28 protein-coding genes and 1 tRNA gene are annotated in these 23921 nt (G+C 42.9%); 12 read left to right on the plus strand and 17 right to left on the minus strand.

The genetic code is table 11. From position 1 onward, the window contains the following. Positions 1–63: 63 nt before the first annotated feature. Complete coding sequence (locus ICN28_RS02310; RefSeq protein WP_216285924.1) at positions 64–1731, minus strand: MFS transporter; 1668 nt, start codon at positions 1729–1731, stop codon at positions 64–66. A 459-nt stretch (positions 1732–2190) separates the two neighbouring features. On the opposite strand from ICN28_RS02310, the gene ICN28_RS02315 reads away from it, so the two are divergent. Together ICN28_RS02315 and ICN28_RS02320 are read left to right on the plus strand one after the other, a co-directional pair. Then, positions 2191–2544, plus strand: coding sequence for a hypothetical protein (locus ICN28_RS02315; RefSeq protein WP_216285926.1), 354 nt, complete (start codon positions 2191–2193; stop codon positions 2542–2544). 44 nt (positions 2545–2588) lie between these two features. Beyond that, entirely contained in the window at positions 2589–2780 is a 192-nt protein-coding gene (locus tag ICN28_RS02320) for a hypothetical protein (RefSeq protein WP_216285928.1), read from the plus strand. 121 nt (positions 2781–2901) lie between these two features. On the opposite strand, the gene ICN28_RS02325 is transcribed toward ICN28_RS02320, so the two are convergent. The 4 genes from ICN28_RS02325 to ICN28_RS02340 all read right to left on the minus strand — a co-directional run bounded on the left by ICN28_RS02325 (position 2902) and on the right by ICN28_RS02340 (position 6933). Beyond that, positions 2902–2989, minus strand: a tRNA-Leu gene (locus ICN28_RS02325). Between the two features lie 191 nt (positions 2990–3180). Then, entirely contained in the window at positions 3181–5124 is a 1944-nt protein-coding gene (locus tag ICN28_RS02330) for a TRAP transporter large permease subunit (protein WP_216285930.1), read from the minus strand. Between the two features lie 2 nt (positions 5125–5126). After that, positions 5127–5714: a TRAP transporter small permease subunit gene (locus ICN28_RS02335; RefSeq protein ID WP_216285932.1), complete on the minus strand. Its 588-nt coding sequence runs from the start codon at positions 5712–5714 to the stop codon at positions 5127–5129. A gap of 85 nt (positions 5715–5799) precedes the next feature. Beyond that, a complete protein-coding gene (locus ICN28_RS02340) occupies positions 5800–6933 on the minus strand; it encodes a TRAP transporter substrate-binding protein (RefSeq protein ID WP_216285935.1) in 1134 nt (377 codons plus the stop codon). 129 nt (positions 6934–7062) lie between these two features. On the opposite strand from ICN28_RS02340, the gene ICN28_RS02345 reads away from it, so the two are divergent. Together ICN28_RS02345 and ICN28_RS02350 are read left to right on the plus strand one after the other, a co-directional pair. Then, on the plus strand, positions 7063–9621 hold the full coding sequence (locus ICN28_RS02345; RefSeq protein WP_216285937.1) for a penicillin acylase family protein: 2559 nt from the start codon (positions 7063–7065) through the stop codon (positions 9619–9621). A gap of 61 nt (positions 9622–9682) precedes the next feature. Next, positions 9683–10336 (plus strand): histidine phosphatase family protein, encoded by a 654-nt coding sequence (locus tag ICN28_RS02350; protein WP_216285939.1) that lies wholly within the window; start codon positions 9683–9685, stop codon positions 10334–10336. Between the two features lie 9 nt (positions 10337–10345). On the opposite strand, the gene ICN28_RS02355 is transcribed toward ICN28_RS02350, so the two are convergent. Further along, positions 10346–11074, minus strand: coding sequence for a 2OG-Fe dioxygenase family protein (locus ICN28_RS02355; RefSeq protein ID WP_370626430.1), 729 nt, complete (start codon positions 11072–11074; stop codon positions 10346–10348). A gap of 160 nt (positions 11075–11234) precedes the next feature. After that, positions 11235–12005, minus strand: coding sequence for a hydroxypyruvate isomerase family protein (locus tag ICN28_RS02360; protein ID WP_216285942.1), 771 nt, complete (start codon positions 12003–12005; stop codon positions 11235–11237). A gap of 41 nt (positions 12006–12046) precedes the next feature. Here ICN28_RS02360 and ICN28_RS02365 point away from each other — a divergent pair, with 41 nt between their 5' ends. The 4 genes from ICN28_RS02365 to ICN28_RS02380 all read left to right on the plus strand — a co-directional run bounded on the left by ICN28_RS02365 (position 12047) and on the right by ICN28_RS02380 (position 14580). Beyond that, positions 12047–12658, plus strand: a complete 612-nt coding sequence (locus ICN28_RS02365) for an MOSC domain-containing protein (RefSeq protein WP_216285945.1) — start codon at positions 12047–12049, stop codon at positions 12656–12658. Positions 12659–12669: 11 nt separating this feature from the next. After that, on the plus strand, positions 12670–13323 hold the full coding sequence (locus tag ICN28_RS02370) for a trimeric intracellular cation channel family protein (protein ID WP_216285947.1): 654 nt from the start codon (positions 12670–12672) through the stop codon (positions 13321–13323). Then, complete coding sequence (locus ICN28_RS02375) at positions 13320–13799, plus strand: low molecular weight protein-tyrosine-phosphatase (RefSeq protein ID WP_216285950.1); 480 nt, start codon at positions 13320–13322, stop codon at positions 13797–13799. The genes ICN28_RS02370 and ICN28_RS02375 overlap by 4 nt, the downstream gene beginning before the upstream one ends. A 205-nt stretch (positions 13800–14004) precedes the next feature. Continuing rightward, a complete protein-coding gene (locus tag ICN28_RS02380) occupies positions 14005–14580 on the plus strand; it encodes a hypothetical protein (RefSeq protein WP_216285951.1) in 576 nt (191 codons plus the stop codon). A gap of 25 nt (positions 14581–14605) precedes the next feature. Here the strand turns inward: ICN28_RS02380 and ICN28_RS02385 are convergent, their stop codons facing one another. From ICN28_RS02385 to ICN28_RS02400, 4 genes are all read right to left on the minus strand, one after another. Then, entirely contained in the window at positions 14606–14821 is a 216-nt protein-coding gene (locus ICN28_RS02385; protein WP_216285952.1) for a hypothetical protein, read from the minus strand. Between the two features lie 2 nt (positions 14822–14823). Continuing rightward, positions 14824–15003: a hypothetical protein gene (locus ICN28_RS02390; protein WP_216285953.1), complete on the minus strand. Its 180-nt coding sequence runs from the start codon at positions 15001–15003 to the stop codon at positions 14824–14826. Positions 15004–15080: 77 nt separating this feature from the next. Continuing rightward, positions 15081–15305: a DUF3820 family protein gene (locus ICN28_RS02395; RefSeq protein WP_216285954.1), complete on the minus strand. Its 225-nt coding sequence runs from the start codon at positions 15303–15305 to the stop codon at positions 15081–15083. A gap of 40 nt (positions 15306–15345) precedes the next feature. Continuing rightward, positions 15346–16050: a pirin family protein gene (locus ICN28_RS02400; protein ID WP_216285955.1), complete on the minus strand. Its 705-nt coding sequence runs from the start codon at positions 16048–16050 to the stop codon at positions 15346–15348. A gap of 147 nt (positions 16051–16197) precedes the next feature. On the opposite strand from ICN28_RS02400, the gene ICN28_RS02405 reads away from it, so the two are divergent. After that, positions 16198–16584 (plus strand): hypothetical protein, encoded by a 387-nt coding sequence (locus tag ICN28_RS02405; protein ID WP_255536086.1) that lies wholly within the window; start codon positions 16198–16200, stop codon positions 16582–16584. 25 nt (positions 16585–16609) lie between these two features. Here the strand turns inward: ICN28_RS02405 and ICN28_RS02410 are convergent, their stop codons facing one another. The 3 genes from ICN28_RS02410 to ICN28_RS02420 all read right to left on the minus strand — a co-directional run bounded on the left by ICN28_RS02410 (position 16610) and on the right by ICN28_RS02420 (position 18926). Next, positions 16610–16951 carry a hypothetical protein gene (locus ICN28_RS02410; RefSeq protein ID WP_216285956.1) on the minus strand — a complete coding sequence of 114 codons (342 nt, stop codon included), beginning with the start codon at positions 16949–16951 and terminating at the stop codon, positions 16610–16612. 98 nt (positions 16952–17049) lie between these two features. Then, positions 17050–18201 (minus strand): GNAT family N-acetyltransferase, encoded by a 1152-nt coding sequence (locus tag ICN28_RS02415; protein ID WP_216285958.1) that lies wholly within the window; start codon positions 18199–18201, stop codon positions 17050–17052. A 122-nt stretch (positions 18202–18323) separates the two neighbouring features. Then, the gene (locus ICN28_RS02420; protein WP_216285960.1) at positions 18324–18926 is read right to left on the minus strand and encodes a nitroreductase family protein; all 603 of its coding nucleotides are present in this window, start codon (positions 18924–18926) and stop codon (positions 18324–18326) included. A 135-nt stretch (positions 18927–19061) separates the two neighbouring features. Here ICN28_RS02420 and ICN28_RS02425 point away from each other — a divergent pair, with 135 nt between their 5' ends. Continuing rightward, the gene (locus tag ICN28_RS02425) at positions 19062–19715 is read left to right on the plus strand and encodes a DsbA family oxidoreductase (protein WP_255536087.1); all 654 of its coding nucleotides are present in this window, start codon (positions 19062–19064) and stop codon (positions 19713–19715) included. An 11-nt stretch (positions 19716–19726) separates the two neighbouring features. Here the strand turns inward: ICN28_RS02425 and ICN28_RS02430 are convergent, their stop codons facing one another. Beyond that, the gene (locus ICN28_RS02430) at positions 19727–20494 is read right to left on the minus strand and encodes a class II aldolase/adducin family protein (RefSeq protein ID WP_216285962.1); all 768 of its coding nucleotides are present in this window, start codon (positions 20492–20494) and stop codon (positions 19727–19729) included. A 41-nt stretch (positions 20495–20535) separates the two neighbouring features. Then, positions 20536–21375 (minus strand): TauD/TfdA family dioxygenase, encoded by an 840-nt coding sequence (locus tag ICN28_RS02435; RefSeq protein ID WP_216285964.1) that lies wholly within the window; start codon positions 21373–21375, stop codon positions 20536–20538. Positions 21376–21678: 303 nt separating this feature from the next. Between ICN28_RS02435 and ICN28_RS02440 the strand changes: the two genes are divergently transcribed. Further along, complete coding sequence (locus ICN28_RS02440; protein WP_216285966.1) at positions 21679–22368, plus strand: TetR/AcrR family transcriptional regulator; 690 nt, start codon at positions 21679–21681, stop codon at positions 22366–22368. A gap of 116 nt (positions 22369–22484) precedes the next feature. Here the strand turns inward: ICN28_RS02440 and ICN28_RS02445 are convergent, their stop codons facing one another. Continuing rightward, entirely contained in the window at positions 22485–23411 is a 927-nt protein-coding gene (locus ICN28_RS02445; protein WP_216285968.1) for a catechol 2,3-dioxygenase, read from the minus strand. 180 nt (positions 23412–23591) lie between these two features. Between ICN28_RS02445 and ICN28_RS02450 the strand changes: the two genes are divergently transcribed. Further along, a complete protein-coding gene (locus ICN28_RS02450; protein ID WP_216285969.1) occupies positions 23592–23906 on the plus strand; it encodes a TfoX/Sxy family protein in 315 nt (104 codons plus the stop codon). Positions 23907–23921 lie beyond the last annotated feature (15 nt).

A 23921-nucleotide genomic window follows, 5' to 3' on the forward strand; every position in this document is an offset into this window, starting at 1 on the left:
TTGAGGCATAAAAAAACCCAGCTCAATGAGCTGGGTTTTCATCAACAGATAACTAAAAGTTAATTAGTCATTTGCATAGATATCAACATCTTTAGTTTCACGGACAAACAACATACCGATCACAAAAGTCATTGCTGCGATAGCGATTGGGTACCATAAACCGTAGTAGATGTTACCGTTTTGCGCAACCAAAGCGAATGAAATAGTTGGCAATAAACCACCGAACCAACCGTTACCAATATGGTAAGGTAAAGACATTGATGTGTAACGAATACGAGTTGGGAACATCTCAACAAGCATTGCTGCGATAGGACCATAAACCATCGTTACATAAATCACCAACACTACCAACAACGCAAAAACCGCTACAAGGTTAACTTCAGCAGGGTTTGCTTTTGCTGGATAACCGGCTGCATTTAATGCCTCACGAACATCCTTGTTGAAAGCAGCGCTTTTTGCTTTTGCCTCATCAGCAGATAAGCCTTTTGATGTATAGCCTTCAATGACTTTATCACCAATCTTAACAACCGCAACTGATCCTGCAGCAGCAGGGATTGTTGAGTAGCTTGCTGAGTTTGAAGCCATCACTTGCTTAGCGATATCGCATGAGCTTGTGAACTTAGCTGTACCTGTTGGGTTAAATTGGAATGTACATTCTGCTTCATCAACAGTAACTGTCGCTGGAGAATTTTTCATTGCCAATTCCAACGCTGGGTTAGCGAAGTGTGTCAAAGCATTAAAAATTGAAACAGGCGTATTTGGGATATAAGTAATGATGGCGAGTAACAAACCTGCCATGATGATTACTTTACGACCAATTCTGTCTGACAATGCGCCAAACACGATGAAGAATGGTGTGCCAACTACCAATGAAGCAGCAATTAACAAGTTAGCTGTCTTAGCATCCACTTTCAATACTTGTGTCAAATAGAACAAAGCATAGAACTGACCGGTATACCAAACAACAGCTTGACCAGCTACCAAACCAAAAAGAGCCAAGATAACAATCTTTAAGTTTTTCCATTGACCGAATGATTCTGTCAAAGGTGCTTTTGAAAGCTTGTTCTCTTCTTTCATTTTCTTGAAAGCTGGTGACTCATTCATTGACAAACGAATGTAGACAGAAACAGCCAACAATAAAATTGATAAGAGGAACGGAACGCGCCAGCCCCAAACTTCAAAATTTGGTCCTGTTAATTCACGTGTGAACAAAATAACCAATAAAGACAAGAATAGACCCAATGTTGCAGTAGTCTGAATCCAAGCAGTGTAAGCACCACGACGGCCGTGAGGAGCATGCTCAGCAACATAAGTTGCAGCACCACCGTACTCACCACCCAGAGCTAAACCTTGCAACATGCGCAAGATAATTAGGATTACTGGAGCAGCAACACCAATCGTTGCATAAGTAGGCAAGATACCTACAATAAATGTCGCACCACCCATAATAAGAATTGTTACTAGGAAGGTGTATTTACGACCAATCAAGTCACCTAAGCGACCAAACACCAAGGCACCAAACGGACGCACAATAAAGCCGGCCGCAAAAGCTAAGAGCGCGAAAATAAATGCAGAGCCTGCATCTAATCCTGAGAAGAACTGCTTAGCAATAATTGCTGCCAATGAGCCATACAAATAAAAGTCATACCATTCAAATACCGTTCCAAGTGAAGATGCAAAAATAACCTTGCGCTCTTCAGCTGTCATCGGTGCGGCTTTAGTTGTTGCCATGATGAACTCCTGTAAAAAATATTAAAAGTAACTACGGTGCCTATTATGTTCAAAATTTCTCTGAAATTTCTTACAAAGTATATTTTTTCAGGGTAAATACTTATAAATTAAGCGAATTATTTACATTTATCACTTCAGAAAGTGTTCTCAAAATAACAACCGATAATGAATGCCTCATAATTGGCCTTGAAATAGATTCTTCTGGTTAAAATACAAAGCCTCTTAATGTGAAAGACATTACAACATGATCATTTTTTTTGGAATACTAGCAATTGTTCTACCAATTGCTGCCGGTGTTCTTGTCTGGAAACGCTTTGATCAGATTTTTCTCAAAACAGCTGACACCAATAGCAACGACCACCTCCCCATCTATTTGAAGAAATTAGCTGCAGTTTCTATAACAACAGCCTTCTTGCTATTCTTTTGCTTCCAAATACTATTTATTGTTAGCGGCCAATCATGATTTTCATCAAAAAACTTCTACCTAACTTGTTGGTCTTATCAAGCATCATGATGATGTTTATTTTTGCCCAAGCAACCAACAATCAAGACATACAAAATATTTTTCGTCTAATTGACGACCTGGCAACCAATTTAATTTTGGTGATCATCGCTATCACCTTCGGGCTTTTTGTTAAACAGTATATTTACGTTCTGGCAGGGTTGGTTGGGGCAATGGCTCTTGTGTTTTTTATACCCGCTATCAACAACCTTCTCAACCTTAGCCCAGAATATGTTTTAGCATGCGGCTTGGTATGCTTGGGTTTTTCTGCAGTTTCAAATATCTATGCCAACTATAGAAATTTCAATTAATTCACTTTTTATTTACAACAAACGTTCTTGAGGGAGTAAGGAAAATGAGCAATCGCGCAATCGCAATCACGGTTTTAATTTTAATCATCGCCACTGGTTATTTGCTAGTTAAAGGGGATGGCGACATTGATATGGGCGGCGAGAAGCATGGTGCCGAAGCGCTTCATGTTGATGAGAAAAAGCCTGCAGAAACAACTGCACCTGCAGCACCAACCGCTGAACCAGCTAAGAAATAAGACTTAAAGCTTCAGTCATAAAGAAAAGCCCCTGGTGGATTAAATCTACTAGGGGCTTTTTAATTTCTGACTCATGCATCAACTTTTAAAAACCGTAGTTATAAAGCTGCTGCAGAGATTGTGGTGCCCGAGGCCGGAATCGAACCGGCACGGCTGTTTAAGCCGAGGGATTTTAAATCCCTTACGTCTACCTATTTCGTCACTCGGGCAGTAGAACATTCAACATTGTAGTCGCAAATAGTTGTATTTCTTATTTCTAACTCACAACTAAATAACTTCAAATTTACTTACTAACTATGACTAATCATTAAGTTAATTTGTAACGAAGTCAGCATTTTACATATAAAAAAACAAACCCCACAAAAAGTGGGGTTTGTTTGTTGTTTTTGAGGTACTTAAATTACTTGTAAAGGACCCCTGGCAACCACATACCAATAGCTGGGAACGCATACAAGATAACCAAGGCAAACACCTGAATAGCCATAAACGGCATCATTCCGGCAAAGATCTGATTGAGTGTCACGTGTGGCGGCGAAACGCCTTTGAGGTAGAACGCAGCCATCGCGACAGGCGGTGATAAGAAGGCTGTTTGCAAGTTCAATGCGACCAATAAACCGAAGAATAGTGGATCAACGTTGTAGTGTGCTAACAAAGGAATAAAGATTGGCATAAAGATCACAATGATCTCAGTCCACTCTAGAGGCCAGCCCAATAAGAAAATAATAACTTGAGATAGCACTAGGAACTGGAATGTTGTTAGGCCAAGACCTAGAACCCACTGTTCGATTAACTGCTGACCACCCAACAATGCAAACGCTGCCGAGAAGATTGATGAACCAACAAACAACCAGCAAACCATGGCGCTTGTCTTAGCCGTTAAGAAGACTGATTCACGCACGACGTCCATATTGAGTTGTTTGTAAGCCCAAGCCAGTATGAAACCACCCAAAGAGCCTACCGCGGCGGCTTCAGTCGGCGTTGCTAAGCCGAACACAATCGTTCCCAATACAAACAAGATCAAAATTGCTAATGGGAAGAATGAGCCCAATAACATCTTGAAAATCTCAAGGCGAGCCATTGTGAGCGTGTAGTAAAAGACCGCGCCAATTGCCAAACCAATACCCAACATGATCCAGAACCACATCGGGGTTGGCTGTCTCTCAGCTGGCGCTTTATCTGCCTCAGCTGCAGGAGCAGTGGCAGTTGCTGTTGCAGCAACTGGAGCTTTTGCTTCTTCAGCGCCTGGAGGTAATGCAACACCCATGGCAACTGGAGCCTCTTCACTACCTGGAGGAGGCGCTAAACCATTGTCATCCGAGGAACTTGGAGCCTCTTCAAGGCTCATCATGCCGCCATCACTCTCCATCGTCACAACAGCAGCTTGTTCGATGATAGGAGTAGCTGCACGGTGAATCGCCGTCATCATCACCACGAATAACAAAAGAGGCCCAACAATGATGGCTAATTGCTTGAGTAATTCTTTAGTGCTGATACCTGCAGCAGCGCGACCTTTAGCAGCAGCAAGGACTGCTGGTAAAGCCAATTTACCAAAGGTTGCCAGTTTCTGAGATGCTGGTGTTAAATTAACATGACGGTCTTTTTCAGATAACGGAGGAGCCCATTCAGGTTTCAACTTTGCAACGATGATCACATAGCCGATGTATAAGGCAGCCAGCATCAAACCAGGGAAGAATGCGCCTGCATAAAGCTTCACAACTGATACACCCGCTGTAGCGCCATACACAATCAACATCACTGATGGTGGAATCAAAATACCTAAGCAACCGCCGGCAGTGATAACGCCAGCTGATAACTTAACGTTGTAGCCAGCCTTCAACATAGCCGGTAATGCCAACAAACCCATCAATGTAACAACCGCACCAACAATACCTGTTGCTGTAGCGAAAATGGCACAGGTAACTAAAGTAGCAACAGCAAGCGCTCCAGGAACCCTAGCTAATGATAGGTGCAAGCTTTTGAATAGCTTCTCAATCAAGTTAGCACGTTCAACTAAGTAACCCATGAAAACGAACAACGGAATTGATACCAATACGTCATTGGTCATGACCGAGAATGTTCTTTGAACCATCAGGTCAAGCGTTCGCTTGATCGCTTGCGCATCACCCTCACCTTGATTGTGGAAAGCAAAGAATGCAAAGAGCATGCCCATACCCATTAATGTGAAGGCAGTTGGGAAACCCATCATGATGGTCACAACAACCAAGCTCAACATTAACAAACCTAAATGGCCGTTGGTCATCTCTGAGAACGATGGCATATACGCCAAAGTACCCACAACAATCGCCGCCATAATACTAAAACCGAAATAGAGTTCCTTACGCATGATTAAGCGCCCTTCTTTTCATCATCATGGCTTACCATGGCTTTTAATTTATCAACGTCAACTTCTTCAACGTCGTGCTCGCGCTTAGGCCAATCACCAGTCTTTATACAGATCACACAACGGATGATTTCCGCACAACCTTGCAGCAATAGCAAAGCTCCAGCGATCGGAATAATGAATTTAAACGGCCAAATCGGAGGCCCATTAGCAGTTTGAGTGGTGTGCTCGTTAATCGCTAGAGAAATCATTGAAAACTCAAGGCCGGCATAAACCAAAGCCACAATACCTGGAATAAAAAAGATGAAGTACAAAATCAAATCAAGCGAGGCTTGGGTGCGAGGAGTAAAAAAACCATAAAGCACGTCACCACGCACATGACCATTTTTGGACAAGGTATAAGCACCTGCCATCATAAATAAAACACCGTACAACATATAAGTTGAGTCGAATACCCAATCATGGGGTGTATTAAATAAGTAACGAGAACTAACTTCCCAGCAAATAATGAGAGTCAAAATTGCAATTGACCAAGCTGAAAACTGTCCAAGCCATGTCGAGATTTTATCGACTGTTAAAAGAAGTTTTTGCATATGTCTTCCAGAATTTTTATAGTTATAAACAACAAACACCCACCTAGTATACTTAGGTGGGTGTTGATACTACATCAAACGATGATTAAGACTTATTTGCTGGAGCTTTACGACCGAAATAGTGGTTGTAAGCCATCTTGTAATCAACGGTTGTATCGTTCTGCCAGCGGCAAGCACGCTGAGCAAAAGTACGCATAGATTCAAGAACGCGTTTGAAATCAGCATTTTCTGTTGATTTCGCAGCAATGATCTTGTCCCAAGCAGCCAACTGAGCACGCAAGATTGGATCTGGCGTCTTGTAGAACTTAACGTTCTGCTTAGTTTGCATTTCGACGTAATCTTTTGAATAACGATCGATCGCTTTCCAGCTCATTTCAGCTGAAGAAGCTTGAACTGCTACGTTGATCATTGCACGTAGTTCTGGAGGCATTGAATCTAATTTCTTCTTATTGAAAAGAATCTCAAACTGCTCTGAACACTGGTGGAAAGATTGCAACATACATACTTTAGATACGTCAGGGAAGCCCAATAAACGATCTGAAGAAGCATTGTTGAATTCAGCAGCATCCAATAGACCACGGTCCATCGCAGGAACGATCTCGCCACCTGGCAATGCGTTCACTGAAACACCCATATCTTTGAAAATATCAATTGAAAGACCAACAGTACGGTACTTGAGACCCTTCATGTCTTCTGTCTTAACAACTGGCTTCTTGAACCAACCTAAAGGCTGTGTAGGCATTGGGCCGTACAAGAATGAAGTAACGTCTAAGTTAAGAGACTTGTAGATGCTCTCTAACATAGCCTTACCACCACCATGCTCATGCCATGCTAGAACCATATTAGGGTCCATACCGAAAGCTGGGCCTGATCCCCATAGCGCTAAAGCTGGGCTCTTACCGTACCAGTAAGCAACCACACCGTGACCACCGTCCAATGTACCTTTACTTACTGCATCTAACAAACCGAAAGCTGGAACAACTGAACCAGCTGGCAACAATTCAATCTTAAGACGGCCTGAAGACATCTTGTTGACCTTGTCGCAGAAATCTTGTGCGTACTCGTGGAAAATATCTTTTGTAGGCCATGTACTTTGGAAACGCAAATTAACTGTTTGCGCGTTCGCAATCATTGGGAAACCTAGCGTACCTGCACCAGCTGCAGCAGCTGTTGTGGTCGCAATAAATTTACGACGTGATTGAACTTTGTTCTCTGACATTGATGTCTCCTCTGTTATTAACATTTTTCAACCTTGGAAAATAATTTCCACAAGTTGAGACTAATTTAGCACTCTGTGAAAAAATACGCATCTATATAAACGCGTTTTTTGCTAGGGGTTTTACCTAATATGAGTATCAGCATCATTAAGAATCGTCAAAAACTGATGCGTTACGGTAAATGGCTCTTCATTTTCTTATGCACTAGCTTGGTATTAATATTAGTTTTTTTAAGTGTTTACTTCCTATCCACTAAAAATCAATTAGATGGCGAGGTGCTCGCCCAAGGGCTAAGCTCTTCTGTCATCGTTAAATTTGATGAAAATGCCATTCCACATATTAATGCCAAAAATAGTGAGGATGCTTGGCACACCCTTGGCTTTCTGCATGCCACGGAACGTCCATGGCAAATGGAATTTAATCGTCGCTTAGCTGCAGGCAAGCTTTCTGAAATTTTGGGTCCTCAGACAGTGGCGCTTGATAAGTTCATTCGAACCTTAGGTATCAGAAGAGCGGCAGAAAAACAATTCGATCACTTTCCAATTGAGTACAAACGTCAACTTCACGCTTATGCAGAAGGCGTTAATGATGGCTATCGACGACTGGGCTGGGCATTACCCGCCGAGTTCATGATTTTAGGAACTCAGCCAGCAGCTTGGAGTCCTGCTGATTCAGTGGCATGGTCTTTAATGATGGCACTTGATTTAGGAGGTAACTGGCATAAAGAATTTATTCGCTTAGAGCTTTCTAAAAAGCTAGACACGCAACGCATATGGGAAGTATTGCCACCCTACCCTGGTGAAACTGCACCAACAACCGTCAACTTTTCAAAAATGTACCAAGAGATTGGTTTGTTCAATAAAGAACCAGTAAAAAGCACCACGAGTGTTTTACCAGCTCGAGCAATAGATCATTCAATGGGCCTGACCGCCCTTCGCCAATTTTCCCAATCGCTCCCGGGTGGTGTCGATGGTCTTGGCTCTAATAACTGGGTGGTCTCTGGCGAAAAGACTGTGAGCGGCAAACCCCTTCTGGCCAATGATCCTCATTTAGGCTTAACGGCTCCAGCCATTTGGTACATGGCTCATATTGAATCGCCTGAACTCAATGTGATGGGGGCCACCATGCCGGGGATACCGGGCGTGGTGATTGGACGAACAAAACAGATAGCCTGGGGATTTACCAATACCGACCCCGATGTACAAGACCTCTATATCGAGGCTTTGAATACAGAGCAATCCAATAGTTACAAAACACCTGATGGGTCTAAAAGCTTCATTCTTCGTGAAGAAACAATTGCCGTGAAGGGACAAGAACCGGTTCGTTTTATTGCTCGAGAAACCAGACACGGCCCTGTGATCTCCGACGCCTATGAAAGAGCTCAAAATCTCATCGATACCAAACGATTTGCAATTTCCATGCGATGGACCGCACTGGATGCTGCCAATCAAACCTTGGTTGCTGGTTTTAAGATGAATCAGGCGCAAACCTTGGATCAGTTCAAAGATGCCCTCAAGCACTACTACGCACCCATGCAAAACGTTGTGATGGCTGACCAAGATGGGCAAGTAGCTTATCGAGCGATTGGCGCAGTTCCCAAAAGAACCAAGGGACAGGGTTTGTTTGGCTCAGCCCCCAGTTTGGGCTGGGAGCGCCAATACGATTGGAATCCGTATCTCAGCTTAGACACACTTCCAAAAGAAAATAATCCAGCAAAGGGCTGGATTGCAACTGCCAATCAACGTGTTCATGCCGCCAACGACCCCCATCCACTCACTGCCGACTGGCATATGCCCTATCGTCATAATCGCATTGAATCGCTTTTAGAAGCGCAAGAGAAGCATGATGTGGCTAGCATGAAAACAATTCAAACAGATACGGTGTCATTGTCAGCAAAAGATCTTTTGCCACTTTTATTAAATGCAACATCAACACACGCACTAGATGCCAAAGCAAAAGCGATTCTGAATCAGTTCAACGGTGATATGCATTTGAACAGTGTCGGCGCAACCATTTATAACGAATGGGCACATCAGTTAACGCGCTTGATGTTTGCAGAAAAATTAGGCATCAGCTTTGCTATTGAATATGGCAAGCGTGACTTCCGCGCCGGCTTGCACCACATCCTAAATCTGCATGCCGCCAACCGACCTGAAGCAGCCTATTGGTGTGATATCACCAGCACAGCTCCCGTTGAGACGTGTGAAGAGCTCATCAATCTGGCCTATTCTGAGGCACTGACTCAACTATCCAAGCGCCTAGGCAATCAACCCGAGTCTTGGTTATGGGGGAAAGTTCATATCGCCACATCAGAGCATCGTCCTTTTAGCCAGGTTAGTTTACTTAAGCGTCATTTTGAAATCAGCCGACCAACACCCGGTGATGGATTTACCATCAACGTTGGCTTTATGGACTTAGGCGATGCCAGCAATCCTTTCAAAGTGACTAAAGCAGCAAGTTTGAGAACTATTTTTGATTTATCTGATTTAGATAAATCTCAGTTCATTTATCAAACAGGTCAATCGGGGTGGATCAATAGTCGCCATTACAGCAACTTTGCTAACGCTTGGTCTCAGCAGACTTACCTTCCTATGACGATGAATCCCAATAGCATCACCCATACAGCAACACTCAAGCCGGATCAGCGAAAAAAACTAAAAGAAGCCAAAATACTTGAAACAAAAAAATAGAATCAAAATCAGAGACGCTATTAGAGACACAACAACACGCTGTTCTTAAAGAAGGAATGTGATGTTATTCAGTAGAGATGCCAACCCTGCAAAGCATGTTTCAACTTCACTTTGGCGAGGGCTTTCTTCTCTAACAAGATTCGCTCTTTTTAGTTGTTCTATTTTTATTCTATTTTTAACTTGCGTCAGCTCCCCTGTTTTCGCCGCACCCGATCCACTCCATAAGCAACTTCAAGGCTCTCAGCATGTCTTGATGATGCGACATGCTGATGCACCGGGATACAGCGATCCAGCAGGTTTTGATGTCAAAGATTGCTCCACACAACGTAATCTTGGTGATGCTGGTAAGAAACAAGCCCGCGAGATTGGTGAGTGGCTCAGAGCCCTTGGAATAAAAGAGGCACGTGTTCTGAGTAGCCCCTGGTGCCGCTGTATGGATACAGCAGCCCTACTCCATATCGGACCCGTTCATTCAGAAAATTCATTGAGTTCTTTTTTTGAAAACCGCGGTGATTCCAGAAACCAGACAGTGGAACTTCAGAAAAAAATCCAAAAAGAATTAATCACCAAAAGCAACAAGCCACTCATCATGGTGACGCATCAAGTGAATATTCAAGCGTTCACGGGTGAAGGTGTGGGTTCAGGACAAATGGTTTTAGTACAGGTGAACTCTAAAGGTCAGTACGTCTCGCATCGCTTGATCAAGATCGATTAAGCTTTTGACTTACTGAGCAGGACTATCCTGGAAACCTTCGCGGCGAAAGGTGACTACCAAGGTATCACGCCAAGCTTGAGAGCTTCCTTCTGGATCGATCGGTTGTATCGGAGTTGTTTCATGAACAACTCGTGCGTCATCCAACACCAAAAGACTCATAGGCTCATGGAGCGTAAAACGTTGACCTTGTGGACCCACGGATTCAAACACGCGTGTTTCACCACCTTTGATCAACTGACGCTGTAGCATCAGTACCGCCACATAATCAACACCATCACGGTGCGCCCCTTCGGGAGTTGGTCTTCCAATACCGTCGGTTGTGTCAATCCTAAATTGATGAACTTCCACAAACCATGGCTTGTCTTGTTGGCTTTGTTGAGCCGGCAATTGATTGAGACGAGTGGCTAACTTTTGTAAAAAATCTTTTAACACCGGTGAGTCAATAAACCCAGCCTCACAAGGTTCAAACCAGCGATCAATGCCCCCGTGAAGTGCGTTATAAGAGACGGGCTGCCAATGGGCACGATGAGGCACCACGGTCACCGTTGATTCCTGGATCACAAAACTAGAATGGCGGCGTTGACGGTAGCGACCACCATCTTTTAAATACCTATCAGCCGGCAAGTTATTCCAAAACTTGGCAACCTCCTGCCACTCAGCAGCATCATGCTGACTGAGTTGGTATAGATCACTTGGCACCAAAACAGAATAGCCATCTTTTTGGATTTGCTGAGTCAAGGCTGAAAGTTCTGAATAAGGCGGCTTAAGGGTCATTAACTAAGGGGATGAATAAAGGTTAGTAAAAATGTACTTTTACAAAAATTGTTCTATTAGCTAGATTATGCGCCGAACGCTTTCGCTACGGCATGAATGCCAATCAACATCTGACCAGCGCAGTCTATTCAGCTTGAAAGAAATTGGCCTGATGAAGTGTGTGGTACTCACAGCCCACCCAACCCTCATAGGCCTGGTCGTCCAACATCATGAAGAAATCACCATAAGGCATCTCCCCTGTACCTGGCTCATGCCTGCCAGGGTGATCTGCCACCTGGATATGGTCAATGAAGGGCATCAGATCTTCAATCTCTAGAATGTTCTCCCCCATACGGTGCATATGGTAGGCATCGTATTGCAGATAAAGGTTCGACGATTTAACAGCCATGATGGTGTCAACCGCATGCTGACTAGAAGATAAAAAGAAGTCAGGTATATCAAATGTATTGATTGGTTCAATCAGTAATTTGATATTTTCTTTTTTTAGAGCTTCTGCTGCAAAAGTGAGATTCGATACAAAAGCACTTTGTGCCTGTTCAAAAGAGACACCTTTGGGGAGTTTTCCAGATAAACAATTGAGATGAGGCACTCCCAATGTTTTGGCATATTGAATCGCATCCAACAAGCCAATTTTGAATTCTTCCCCTCGAGCAGGATCACAAGCAATACCACGATCACCACTCGCCCAGTCACCAGCCGGTAGATTATGAAGATCCATCGCGAGATTCAACTCATCCATCACCGCTTTGATTTGATGAAGCTTAGCGCCTGACAAGGATTCATAGGGGAATTGGCATTCCACTGCCTGAAAGCCATCTGCCTTAGCTGCACGAAACCGCTCTAAAAACGGTAAATCAGCGTAAAGAAGGGATAGATTGGCGGAAAAGCGTGGCATGGATTTGTACTCAACTCCTAAGAAAGTGATCTAATTATGTCATGCGTATCGTTTCAATTTCTGTAGCCACCATTTCCCCCTTATTCGGCATTGACCATCCCGATTACAAAACGGTTAATTCTGGGATTAAAAAGTTGCCGGTAAGCACTTTGGAAGATGCTGAACCTATCAAAGTAACCAAAGTGGGTCTAGAGGGCGATGAGCAAGCAGATTTCAGCGTTCATGGCGGCTTAGAAAAAGCTATCTACGCTTACCCGTCAGAACACTATGCATTTTGGAATGAGCTGCTCCAGCGCGAGACCAAACGTGCCACACCAATTAGTTTTGGTTTTGTCGGTGAAAATCTCAGCGTAGAAGGTTTTTCAGAAAGCGCTGTATGGGTTGGGGATATTTGGCAAATTGGAGAAGTAGAACTTCAAGTGACCAAACTTCGAGAACCCTGCTTTAAATTTAATGCGCGAATGGCCTACAAAGGATCCTCTAAAGCGATGATCCAATCCGGCAAGTCGGGTTGGTATTTGCAAGTGAACCAAGGTGGCTGGATCAAAGCAGGCGACTGCATCACCGTCATCCCAGGGCGCAGAGAAACATCCATCCAGATGCAAAATGCTTTTCTATTAAGAAAAGATCAACAAAATGAATTACCACTTTAGTTAGATTATTTATGTTTAGTTCTTACCCTCATTACGATACGGTCGCTACAGGCTTAGCCCTTGCCATTGAAATCATTGGCACACTGGCTTTTGCCTTAACAGGGATTGTGATTGCGGCACGCAAGCGTTTAGATATCGTAGGGGTTTCCATGGTATGCGGCCTATCAGCATTTGGCGGAGGCACCTTGCGCGATATTCTGCTCGACCGCCGCCCATTCTTCTGGGTCGAACACCATCAATGGCTATGGGTTATTTTGGCTTTGTGTGTGATCGCCATGATTTTCTTCCGCTCCAAAGATATTGAACTCACAGAGAAGATGATTCAGGTACCCGACGCCTTAGGTTTGGCGCTGTTTACCATTTCGGGAACGCAAATCGCTTTAGTGACCGGCTCACCTCTCTTGATTGCAGTACTCATGGGTGTCATGACCGCTATCTTCGGCGGTGTTTTAAGAGATATCGCTTGTAATGAAATACCCCAAGCTTTTACTGACCATCGCCCTTATGCCGTGATTGCATTCATGGGTAGCTGGGTCTATATCGGCATGGAACATTGGTTCATGAACGAATGGCTTTCTTCTTTGATCGCGTTCTCGACGATTGTTATTTTGAGACTTTTTGCCATTCAATTTAATATTGTGATCCCAAGTTGGATGCGTAAATGAAACTAGCTGTTTTATTTGTGTGCATGGGAAATATTTGCAGGAGCCCTACCGCGCACGGTGTATTTCGATCGTATGTGAAAGACGCAGGTCTTGATCATGTGATTGATGTCGACTCCGCAGGAACGCACGCTTACCATGTGGGAGAAGAACCCGATCATCGCTCTCAAGTTCACGCGATGAAAAGAGGCTATGACCTATCGGATCTTAGCGCTCGACAAATGATCGCAGCCGATTTTGAAAGTTATGATTTAGTACTGGTGATGGATTGGGATAATTACGCCATTGCAGAACAACTAGCTCCAGCACACCAAAAACATAAACTCAAACGACTCACCGAGTTTTGTAAAACACAACAGGCAGCAGTCGTGCCTGACCCCTACTACAAGGGGGATGAGGGATTTGAAGAGGTTTTGGATTTGGTTGAAGATGCTTGCGATGGCTTGCTAGAGCATTTACAAGCTAGGCTTAAAAAGTAATTTAAAAAAGTTATTAATTCTTTAATCACTTTATCTATTTAAGATTTCAATATATTCAGCAATACAAAAAGTGCTCCACCATCGATGGTTAATGGTGCTCATTTCGTAATTTGTAGGAGACTTCCTACACAAATATAAGTAATGTCTGATATTCACAGAACTTCCTTTGAGGCAAGCTAACAGCCTTATTTAAAAGGACGCTCACTTGAACTCAGACAAGCCCCACAACCCCAACAAACCCGATACCCCGAATCGACCTCAACAAGAGCAGTTTATTTTTAATGAAATAGCCGAGGACCATGTCTTTACTATCACTTGCCATAAGAAGCCTGAGACCAGCAATCTTGTGAGAGATTGCAGCCCCGCTATTTATCAAAGTGATCAAACAACAAAGGAAGCTGGTATTACCAAAGCGAATACCCTCAACACAACTAACATTTCAAGCCGAACAGGTGTAGGGAGTAACCAATACAAGACCAAGCCCTTGCCGCCGATCGATATGCTGGAGTTATCAATTAACAAATTGGAACTCAAGTTCAAATCAGAGGTGTTAGATGATTTACACAGAAAGATGGCAATGGATCACTTAACGGATCCATTGCTCTTAGCCGAGAAGATAAAGCTTCCCATGAAAGAAATCCAAGCGCTATGCAAAGCGGATCTTAAGAAGGTGAGCTCTTTTATGATGCTTCATGGTGTTTGTCAGTTTGGCTACAACATCTATGTGTGTCTTCGAGCAACTGAAGGATATATGCCAGGTGAGATCTTCTTTGAGGGCTGATGCAGCAATGATCAACCCTCTAGACTTATCTTTTTCTTTGGCCAAGTATCTTGCTACGAACATAACTCGTCCCTGCACCACCTAAAAGCATGCCCATGACCATGGGGTTATCCATCAAGAGCTGTAGGACCCCCATGCCGGATTGCAATCCTGTATCGAGAGCTTGGGCAATTTCAGTGAACTCTTGCGAGTTGGCGAGTTTGGTTACCACTTGGTTACAAGTGTTTTGGTCTTCAGACATGATCAGAGCCTCCCAATCAACACCAGGCTCATTAACTTACCAAACGTGAAGGTTGCTTTAGTTGCGAGCTTAAGCGATTGCCCGAGCACACTTTTTGAGCGCTTGCGAGTGGTCAGCGCCGTTCTCTTGGCTGTTCTCTTAGCTGTTTTAACAACCCTGACTGCTGTTTTCAACTTCATCATGAAACTCTCCTTAAAGAGAATGATGATGAAGCTTGAGCCGCTTAATTAGCTCTGAAAACGATGTGGGAATCTTCGGATTATTGATTCAGTGGGCGCGCGCCAATTGGCATGAGTAGATGACGCAAGTTGTTATGGTCGATCTCATGCATGAGCTCAAGCAGTTGGCCAATCTCACCGTTTGGGAAACCTTCTCGAGCAAACCAAGATAGGTAATTCGCTGGCAGATCACATAGAAGTGTGCCCGCATGTTTACCAAACGGCATTTTCATTGTGACGAGTTTGACAAGGGATTCAGGGGTCATAGAAAGATGATAACTCCTACATAGAAGGCATTCTGCCCTTCTATGTAGGATCTAATTCAAACAATAAGACTTCAGCATCTTTGCCATTGACCAGAGTTAGCTGGCTTTCACCATCGATTAGAAGTGCATCACCGCCACTAAGGTCATGGCCATTGACTTGCATCTGCCCTTTAATGAGATGGAAGTACGCTTTACGCTTAGGATCTAAAGAGAACTGAAATACTTCGTCACCCTCAAAGATGCCAGCATAGATGTTGGCATCAGCATGAACTTTGACGGCCCCATCTTGACCAGTTGGCGATGCAATCAAGCGTAGCTTTTGTAACTTCTCCGCTTGAGGGATTGTTTTTTGCTCGTAACTTGGGGGTATCTCTTGAACATTCGGCTCAATCCAAATTTGTAACAAGTGTGTTTCTTGATCTTTGGCGTGATTGAACTCGCTATGCATGACTCCCGTACCGGCACTCATTCTTTGAACATCTCCCGGAGGAATACCCACCACATTACCCATGCTATCTTGATGGGCTAATTCACCAGCCAGCACATAGGTCACAATTTCCATATTTTTATGGCCATGCTTACCAAAGCCTGAGCCAGCTGCGATGCGATCATCATTGATGACTCGCAAGTTACCCCACCCCATGTGCTCAGGATCGTAATAGCTGGCAAACGAGAAGGAATGATAGGTTTCTAACCACCCATGATGCGCGTAGCCACGCTCATCTGATTTTCTTAACTTGATCATATGTTTTGCCTTGTTGCGCTTTTGTTTTATCTTTTAATCAATTGCATTACTTTATCAAGCAATTGAATTTTTAGCTCAAGTCAAAATTTCCTAAAAAAGCTAAACTATTGAAAAGGTCCTACAGACCTATCAACCATAAGAACACCAATGACAACAACGTTCACAACAGAAGACTTGATTACCGCAGCAAAATCGATCGTCAAAGATGAGAAATGCCCTAATTGCGCCGATTTAGCATGCCCTGGATGGGAAACCATGCCGAGCTCATTCAATCAAGATGAATTAAATCTGATTGGTACGCTTAAGTCAGAGAATGAGGAGTCTTGGGATGAGTACCATCCACACGGCACTCAAATCTGGTCAGCCAATGCACCGATTGCACCTAACTTCCATCCCTACAATAAATGCGATCTGTACCAGTGTCAGAAATGCACACAAATGTACCTAAGATATACAGAGTACGGTGGCTATTACGTTGACCAGAGGATTCGTCTGGTGACACCAGAGTTGATTGATGGCGCGAGTCATTCTTAAGGAAATTTAAGAATGACTCAAATTCTTACCAACCACCCCTGATACCAATACCTACTCGCATACGCATATCAGCATTTCTTCTCTCTTCATCACGAAGAGAGATCACCAAAAATCTAATAATTTCCTCTCTCTTCAAAGTGCAATCTAATTTTTTTTGAGCGATTATTTCTTTAGCCCCAGAAATAATTAATGGATCAAGCTCAGATGTTGTTTTATCCATGCCGGCATCAACGGCTAGACATAACTCGAAGTCGTTCATAGCATCAAGACGCTGAGTAACCTTTTGAGGCGACATTGTGGCGCAACCAACAAAAGTCACAGACATAAATGCTAAGAATATATATTTGATCAAAGTAGAGATAGTCATAGTCCAGTTTCAGTCATGATTGATTAGTTTAATAATAATAGATTATTAAACTAAAAAATATTTCCAAATAAATAATGTCAATAAATTCACTTATCCGCCTATTCCCTTAAGGGAGTACGCTCAGCCAGATCATCCCGGTAGGCGGAGATACCTAGGCGCTCCCGTTCTAAGAATCGCTCTACTGCATCTGCAAAGGATGGGTTTGTCAGATAGTGATACGAGCAAACGATCTTGGGCATGAAACCCCTGGCCATCTTATGCTCCCCTTGAGCGCCTCCCTCTAAAATTTCAATGCCGCTTGAGATGCAGTACTCAATAGATTGGTAGAAAGCAGTTTCAAAATGAAGGCACGAGTGATGCTCCAGCGCACCCCAGTAACGACCGTATGCTTTTTTATGCTCTTTATCCACCACCAATAATGCAGCAGCAATGGGTTGATCAGCACGCTTGGCAATGATGAAGTGCAAAGATTCAGGCATAGCCTGAACCCATTTTTGGAAAAACAGTTGATTGAGATATGGCGTCGATTGACGCTCGTGATAAGTCGCAGCGTAACAACGATAGAAAAAAAGCACCAGTTCTTCTGTCATCTGCTCACCAGGCACTTGCAAAAAAGTAATCCCGGCATCCCGTACCTGCTGACGCTCTCGCTTGATGTTCTTGCGCCTCTTCATGGTGAGAGTGGCTAAGAATTGATCAAAATTATCAAATTGTTGATTCTGCCAATGAAACTGAATCGCCTCTCTTCGCAGAAATTTTGACTGTTCCATTAATTGAGTGTCAATTGAACTTGGAAACAGCACATGGGCAGATGAGATATTGAATTGAGTCAAAAACTGCAATAAGCCATTGATTAAGTATTCTTGATGCTCTTTGGATGAGGCCAATAAGCGAGATCCTGTCGCTGGCGTGAAAGGTATCGCCGATAAAGCCTTGGGGTAATAGTTCAGACCATTCATGGCATAGGCCTCTGCCCAAGACCAATCAAAGACATATTCACCATAGGAATGCGTCTTGAGATAGAGAGGCATGACACCCAAGAGCTCGTCATCCGTTGTTGAATACAGCGCTAAGTGAGATGGCTCCCAGCCTGTATCAATAGAAACACAGCCCGTCTCTTCTAATAAAGCTAAAAAAGCATGTTGCAGAAATGGGCCAGCATCCTTCGGCAGGATACGATTCCAATCATCCTCGGAAATAGCAGTGATACTTTTAACAACTCGTATCTCAAGGTTGGACTGCTGGCTCATTGATGTTTTTGATAGTGATTTCTAATTGATGGATGAACAACTACATTTAATAAAAATGCGGTGATCCTTGGATCTCCCGCATTTATTTTTTCTTAGCTGTTTGCTTGCTCTATCTTGATTCATTAAAAATGATTTTCAATCACCATCTCAGATTTAGAAATAAAACCAGGCTTCGGCCAAGCGGCTTGCGTTGCTTTGCCCACTACTAGCATTGCTGCGACAGCATGACCACTTGGCAACTGAATAAGTTCAGATACTTTATTAAAGTCAAAACCAACCATCGGGCAGGAGTCATAACCCATGGCTTTAGCAGAGAGCATCATGGTTTGCAAAATGATGCCTGCAGATCGCATAGCCTCGTCGCGTTGCAGTTGTTCATTACCTGAATAAAAAGGATTAATCCAAGGTACCAAAATATCTTGGGCAGCTTTGGGTGCGTTGACCCAATAACGAGCCGGATCTTTATCCCAAGCTTTAATATCTACCGCGATTACAAATAACAAAGATGCATCGGTAACTTGGGCTTGATCATTAGCCGCCGCACGAAGTTGTGCTCTTAAAGCTTTATCGGTCACATTGACCAAACGCCAGTGTTGGATATTAAATGAGGATGGTGACAACATCGCCAAATCAATTAATTGATCAAATTCTTCTTTAGTGAATTGATGAGCTGGATCAAAATGCTTAATAGCTCGACGTTCACGGATGGCTTCAAATGTGTTCATGGTTTTCCTTTAGATATCTGAGTAGATACATACTAATGCTTTACAGAAAACTTGGGCGGCTACCACTTGGAAAGACCTACTCTCCATTTAGGTATTTAATTGATTGGTGATTGAATTCCCTGGGATTAGAATGCAATGATGAAACCCTTGATAAAAATTGATTTTGTGTCGGATGTGGCCTGCCCTTGGTGTGCAGTTGGCTTAGGCAACCTGAATAAGGCTATGGTCGAGTTTGCCGATAAGGCTGACTTTGAAGTTCACTTTAGAGCATTTGAACTGAATCCTCATATGCCGCTTGGCGGTCAGGATGCCATGGAGCATCTCACAGAAAAATATGGCTTGAGCCTCGAGCAAGTTAAAGCCAATCAGATCCAAATTCGAGCTAGAGCAGCTGAAGTGGGTTTTAATTTCGACCCCAATGGTAGAAAAAGGGTTTACAACACTTTTAATGCTCATAGGTTGTTATTTTGGGCGGCTCATGAGCTAGATCTTTCTAAGCAAGCTGCTCTCAAAACAGAGTTACTCACTACTTATTTTTGCTTAGGCGCCAGTCTTGATGATGAGCAAGTCATTCTTGATGCTGTAGTTAGAGCTGGACTTGACCCCATTAGAGCTCAAGAGATCTTATCTGGGGTTGAGTTTACAGATGATGTAAAACAAGAAGAGAATAAATTCACAACCATGGGGATACATTCAGTACCAACCATGATTGTGAATAAAGAATATCTTTTACAAGGCGCTCAATCGTCTAATGCACTGATCAATGCATTTCAAAAAATAATCGCCTAAAGAAAAAGTCTTTACTCTAGGACGCTAGGGTCTCGACGGATTTCATCGCGAGCCATTGCTTCCCAAAGGAATGGGAAACCATTTTCATCAGTTCGTCGACCTGTCTCAGTAGCAACGGATGCTGGAAGTGGCGTACCACCACCCAACGATTCGACACGCCAAGCCATTTTGCAACGCCACTCCAGCGTGATAGCTCTTAAATGTGCTTGACGAATATTTTTTGCCACAATTAAGACACCATGATTAGCTAGCAACGCCCATTTTTCTTGACCAAGAGCATTAGCAGCAGCTCGCCCGGCCGCGCCATCTTCAACAGTACCTCGATACTCATCATAGTAGACAGGGTCAGAATCAACCATCGCTGATGTTTGATCATATATTGGCGGAACTCTTCCTACCGCAGACCACACAGAACCCCAAGAAGGATGATTGTGAATGACAACAGATACATCATGTCTTGCAGAATGGACATCTATATGCAGATTAATCGCCGGAGTAATATTCCACTCACCTTCGATGATCTTGCCATTTTCGTCTAAATGCAAAATGTCAGAAGCTGTTACCTCAGCCCAGGTCAGCTCCCAAGGATTTGCAAAATAGGTGCCATCAGGTTGCTTAACAGTAATGTGGCCAGCAATGTGATCGTTATAACCCTCACGGTGCAGCACACGGCATAACAATGCCAGTTGCTGGCGCGGTGTAAGCGTTGGAAGCAATGGTGATCGACCTGGTTTTGGAGCATATTTCTTCAATAACTCTACATTTAGATCATTATTCATTTTTATCCTTTGGATATTCTTAATTCAAGATTTGAAATCAATTATTTTTTAATTGCAGATCGGTCAAAAACTGATGCGCGATGCATCCGTCTTTGATGTGGCTGGTAATCTAAAATGGCATGGTGAATAACACTTCTGTTATCCCAAATCACCATATCTCCAACACTCCAACGGTGTCTAAAGACAAATTTAATGTGCTGGCAATGTGCATGAAGATAGGACAGAATTGCATCACTTTCTGCAGGAGCCAAACCATCAATATGCGTTGTGTATGTTGGACTTAAATAAAGCGCCTTTCGTCCAGTAACCGGGTGAGTTTTGACTAATTTATGCAAATGGCGCTTTGACATATTAATCACCTCAAGATAACGATCATGAGTAACAACATTCTGACGCAATGCAGTAGTCATAGGTCCATTCATATCATGCCAAGCAGAAAGTCCCTCAAGATAGTTTTTCATCGGTTCAGACAATGCATCATATGCTGAAGTCATACTGATCCAACATGTATCACCACCAAATGGCGGCAAAATCTTAGCTTGCGTCATTGTAATAATCGGTGGGCTTGCTAAAAAGCTCTCATCATGGTGCCACATATCAGCACGATCGCCCAGCTTAGAGTCAATCAAGGTAATCTTCTCAAAACCTTTGCCTAGATTTGGGTAAAACGTATGAACTTCAGCCTCGCCAAAATAGTCAGAGATTGCAAGATGTTGTTCTAGCGTTAAATCAGGCACACGCAAAAGAATGGTCTCATGTTTAACAAGAGTAGCGTCAAGATCCGCCAGGGTTTCTTGATCAAATATCCTATCAAGATTTAAATCTAGGACTTCAGCACCAATTGCTGGGCCAAGAGGCTTTACTGTAAAAGACTTAGTCATAAATTTTTCCTCACATAATTATTATTTAAGGTCTTAAAGTACTTGACCCATTAAAAACATTGGCGCTAGTTTGAAGTAGCACTATATTGACGCAATCAATTTATATTTGTTACTCATTTTTTACAGCTTGACATGGCCTTAAGGTCCACACTAAGCTCTTAGAATAAGTTACAAATAAAGTATATGTAAGTGAAAATAAATCGGATAGTCGCTTTTATAACAAGCTGAAAATCAGTCTAATTCAATGATTTAATTGGTAAATTTAACTTTTATTCCGAAATGGATCATTAGCACTCGTATTTCATGCAAAAAAATCGTCATTCCTCATTCGCATCAAAAGAAGATTTGCACAGCAAACTTCCAACACTTCGCAAGCGCCCAAACCAATCCAGGTCTCGAGCTCTGGTGGATGCTGTTGAACAAGCCTGCCTGCGTATTTTGGATGAAGGCGGAGAAGAAGCCCTAACAGTTTCACGCATCGCTGAGGTTTCAGGAGCTGCAGTTGGGTCGATTTATCAGTATTTCCCTAATAAAGAGGCCATTATTGGCATGCTTTATGAACGTGCTCTTGATGAGGAGGCTAATCGCCTTTTACTAATGCGTGAAAAGCTGGTGGGCCTACCCCTCAAAAGCTCCCTGCGAGAAATCATTGCTAATATTATTAGAGTTGAATTACGACTCTCCAAACTCAATCAAGCTTTCCATTTGAAATACCATGCTGCACTTCATCTCGGAATGTGGCGAAGTCCCTATAAGACAACAAAAGAGTTTATAGATGGCACGTGGTTACCCTTATTGGAGATGCATAAAAATGAGATCACCACACCCCACCCTGATTTAGCAGCGTATTTAATCGGTCAGGGTTTACGCAGTGTTATTCGGTCAATATTAGAGGATCTCCCCTCTCAACTTGAAACCGAAGCATTACTTGATAATTTAGTGGCCATGGCTATTGGCTGCCTTCAAATCAAAGATTCACCAGAATCGTCATAAAAAACGACTCGGCTCCAGCCCCACTATTACCGTCATAACCCTGATTTCTTGACTTAAGCACCTCATGAGTTGATCGAGAAATAGCCGCTATACACGACTATTTCTCAACTCTGTTTTTAGGTGATCACACTTAAGAATGCTTCATTTAATTTACGATCGTGATAGAAAATACCTCTTCCTACCTCATCCCAAGTCCATGTAATTGGATTCATATCTGGATACCATTGGTACCCCCCACAAAAGGTTTCCAAACGATTACCTGATGGGTCAAAGAAGTAGATAGTTGTGCCTCGAGTAACCCCGTGTCTAGTCGGACCAATATCGATGGACACGCGATTCATCGTCATAATGTCAGCTGCTCTTAATACTTGCTCCCAGCTTTCCAACAGAAAAGAAACATGATGAAGCTTGTCATCTTCTCCATGACGAACCATAGCAATATCATGCGCTTTATTCGAGCATGTCAACCAAGTTGCTAAATCAGTTTTGCCATCTTCCATCTTCACACGCTCAACCAGCACAAAACCAAAAATTTCTTCAAATAACTTTCTGGAGCCATCAATATCACCTCCATAAAGAAGCGCATGATCCATTCGAAGAGGAGCAATACCTTTTAAGTCAGGAACCCAAGCTTCTGGATTGAAATCACCTAAGCCATTACCTACTGATGTCTTTTCAGCATAAATTTCAATGGTATGACCCGTTGGAATCTTAAAGCGAATGCGCTCACCCGTTTCAAGCATTTCACCCGCCGGGATTCTTTCAGTAACTACCCCATAGTTTTTTAAGTCAGATGCATACTGGTCTAATATTTTTTTATTTTGGACTTTAAAAGCAAAACAATCCAAACCCGCTTTATCGGATTTTTTAATGATGAAGCTATTGTGGTCACGCTCATCCCAGCACTTAAAGTAAACACGCCCAGCTTTATCTCTTCCGGTTTCTTTTAAGCCCATGACATTCGTATAAAAATGGACTGACTCGTCCAAATCCAGTACACGCAACTGTGCATGCCCAGGTCTTAAAACTCCTGTAATCGCCATATTTCTCTCCAAAAAAATGACTCAATCATTTTGATCAAGTACTTAGTTAGTTTAAAAATGGTTGGGGAGCGTATCTAGAGGTACCTAGTAGTTTCCCTAGTGCTGTTATTTGAGCCAAATCAATTTTTTGTTATTTACACACCTACAATCAAGAATCAATTAGGAAAGCAACTGCCAGTCATGTCAACTTCAAAAAATACGATTGATTATTTAAAAGATCAGCTTGCTAGCTTGCATGGCGTCTCAACTAAGCGAATGTTTGGCGAGTACTGTTTGTATGTTGATGGCTTACCAATTGCATTTGTTTGTAGCGATCAATTATTTATCAAGCCCACGGAAACGAATAAGCAGTTATTGATTAAAGAATTAATTGGATTCCCTTATCCAGGCGCTAAACCTTATTTCCTGATTCCAGCAGACCAGTGGGAGGATGCCGAGTGGCTCAGAGAACTGATTATTAGAACTGCCAAAGAACTTCGTCAAGGAAAGAAATAAGCTTTCCAATGCTAC

It is taken from the genome of Polynucleobacter sp. 30F-ANTBAC, assembly GCF_018882385.1.
Lineage (GTDB): Bacteria > Pseudomonadota > Gammaproteobacteria > Burkholderiales > Burkholderiaceae > Polynucleobacter.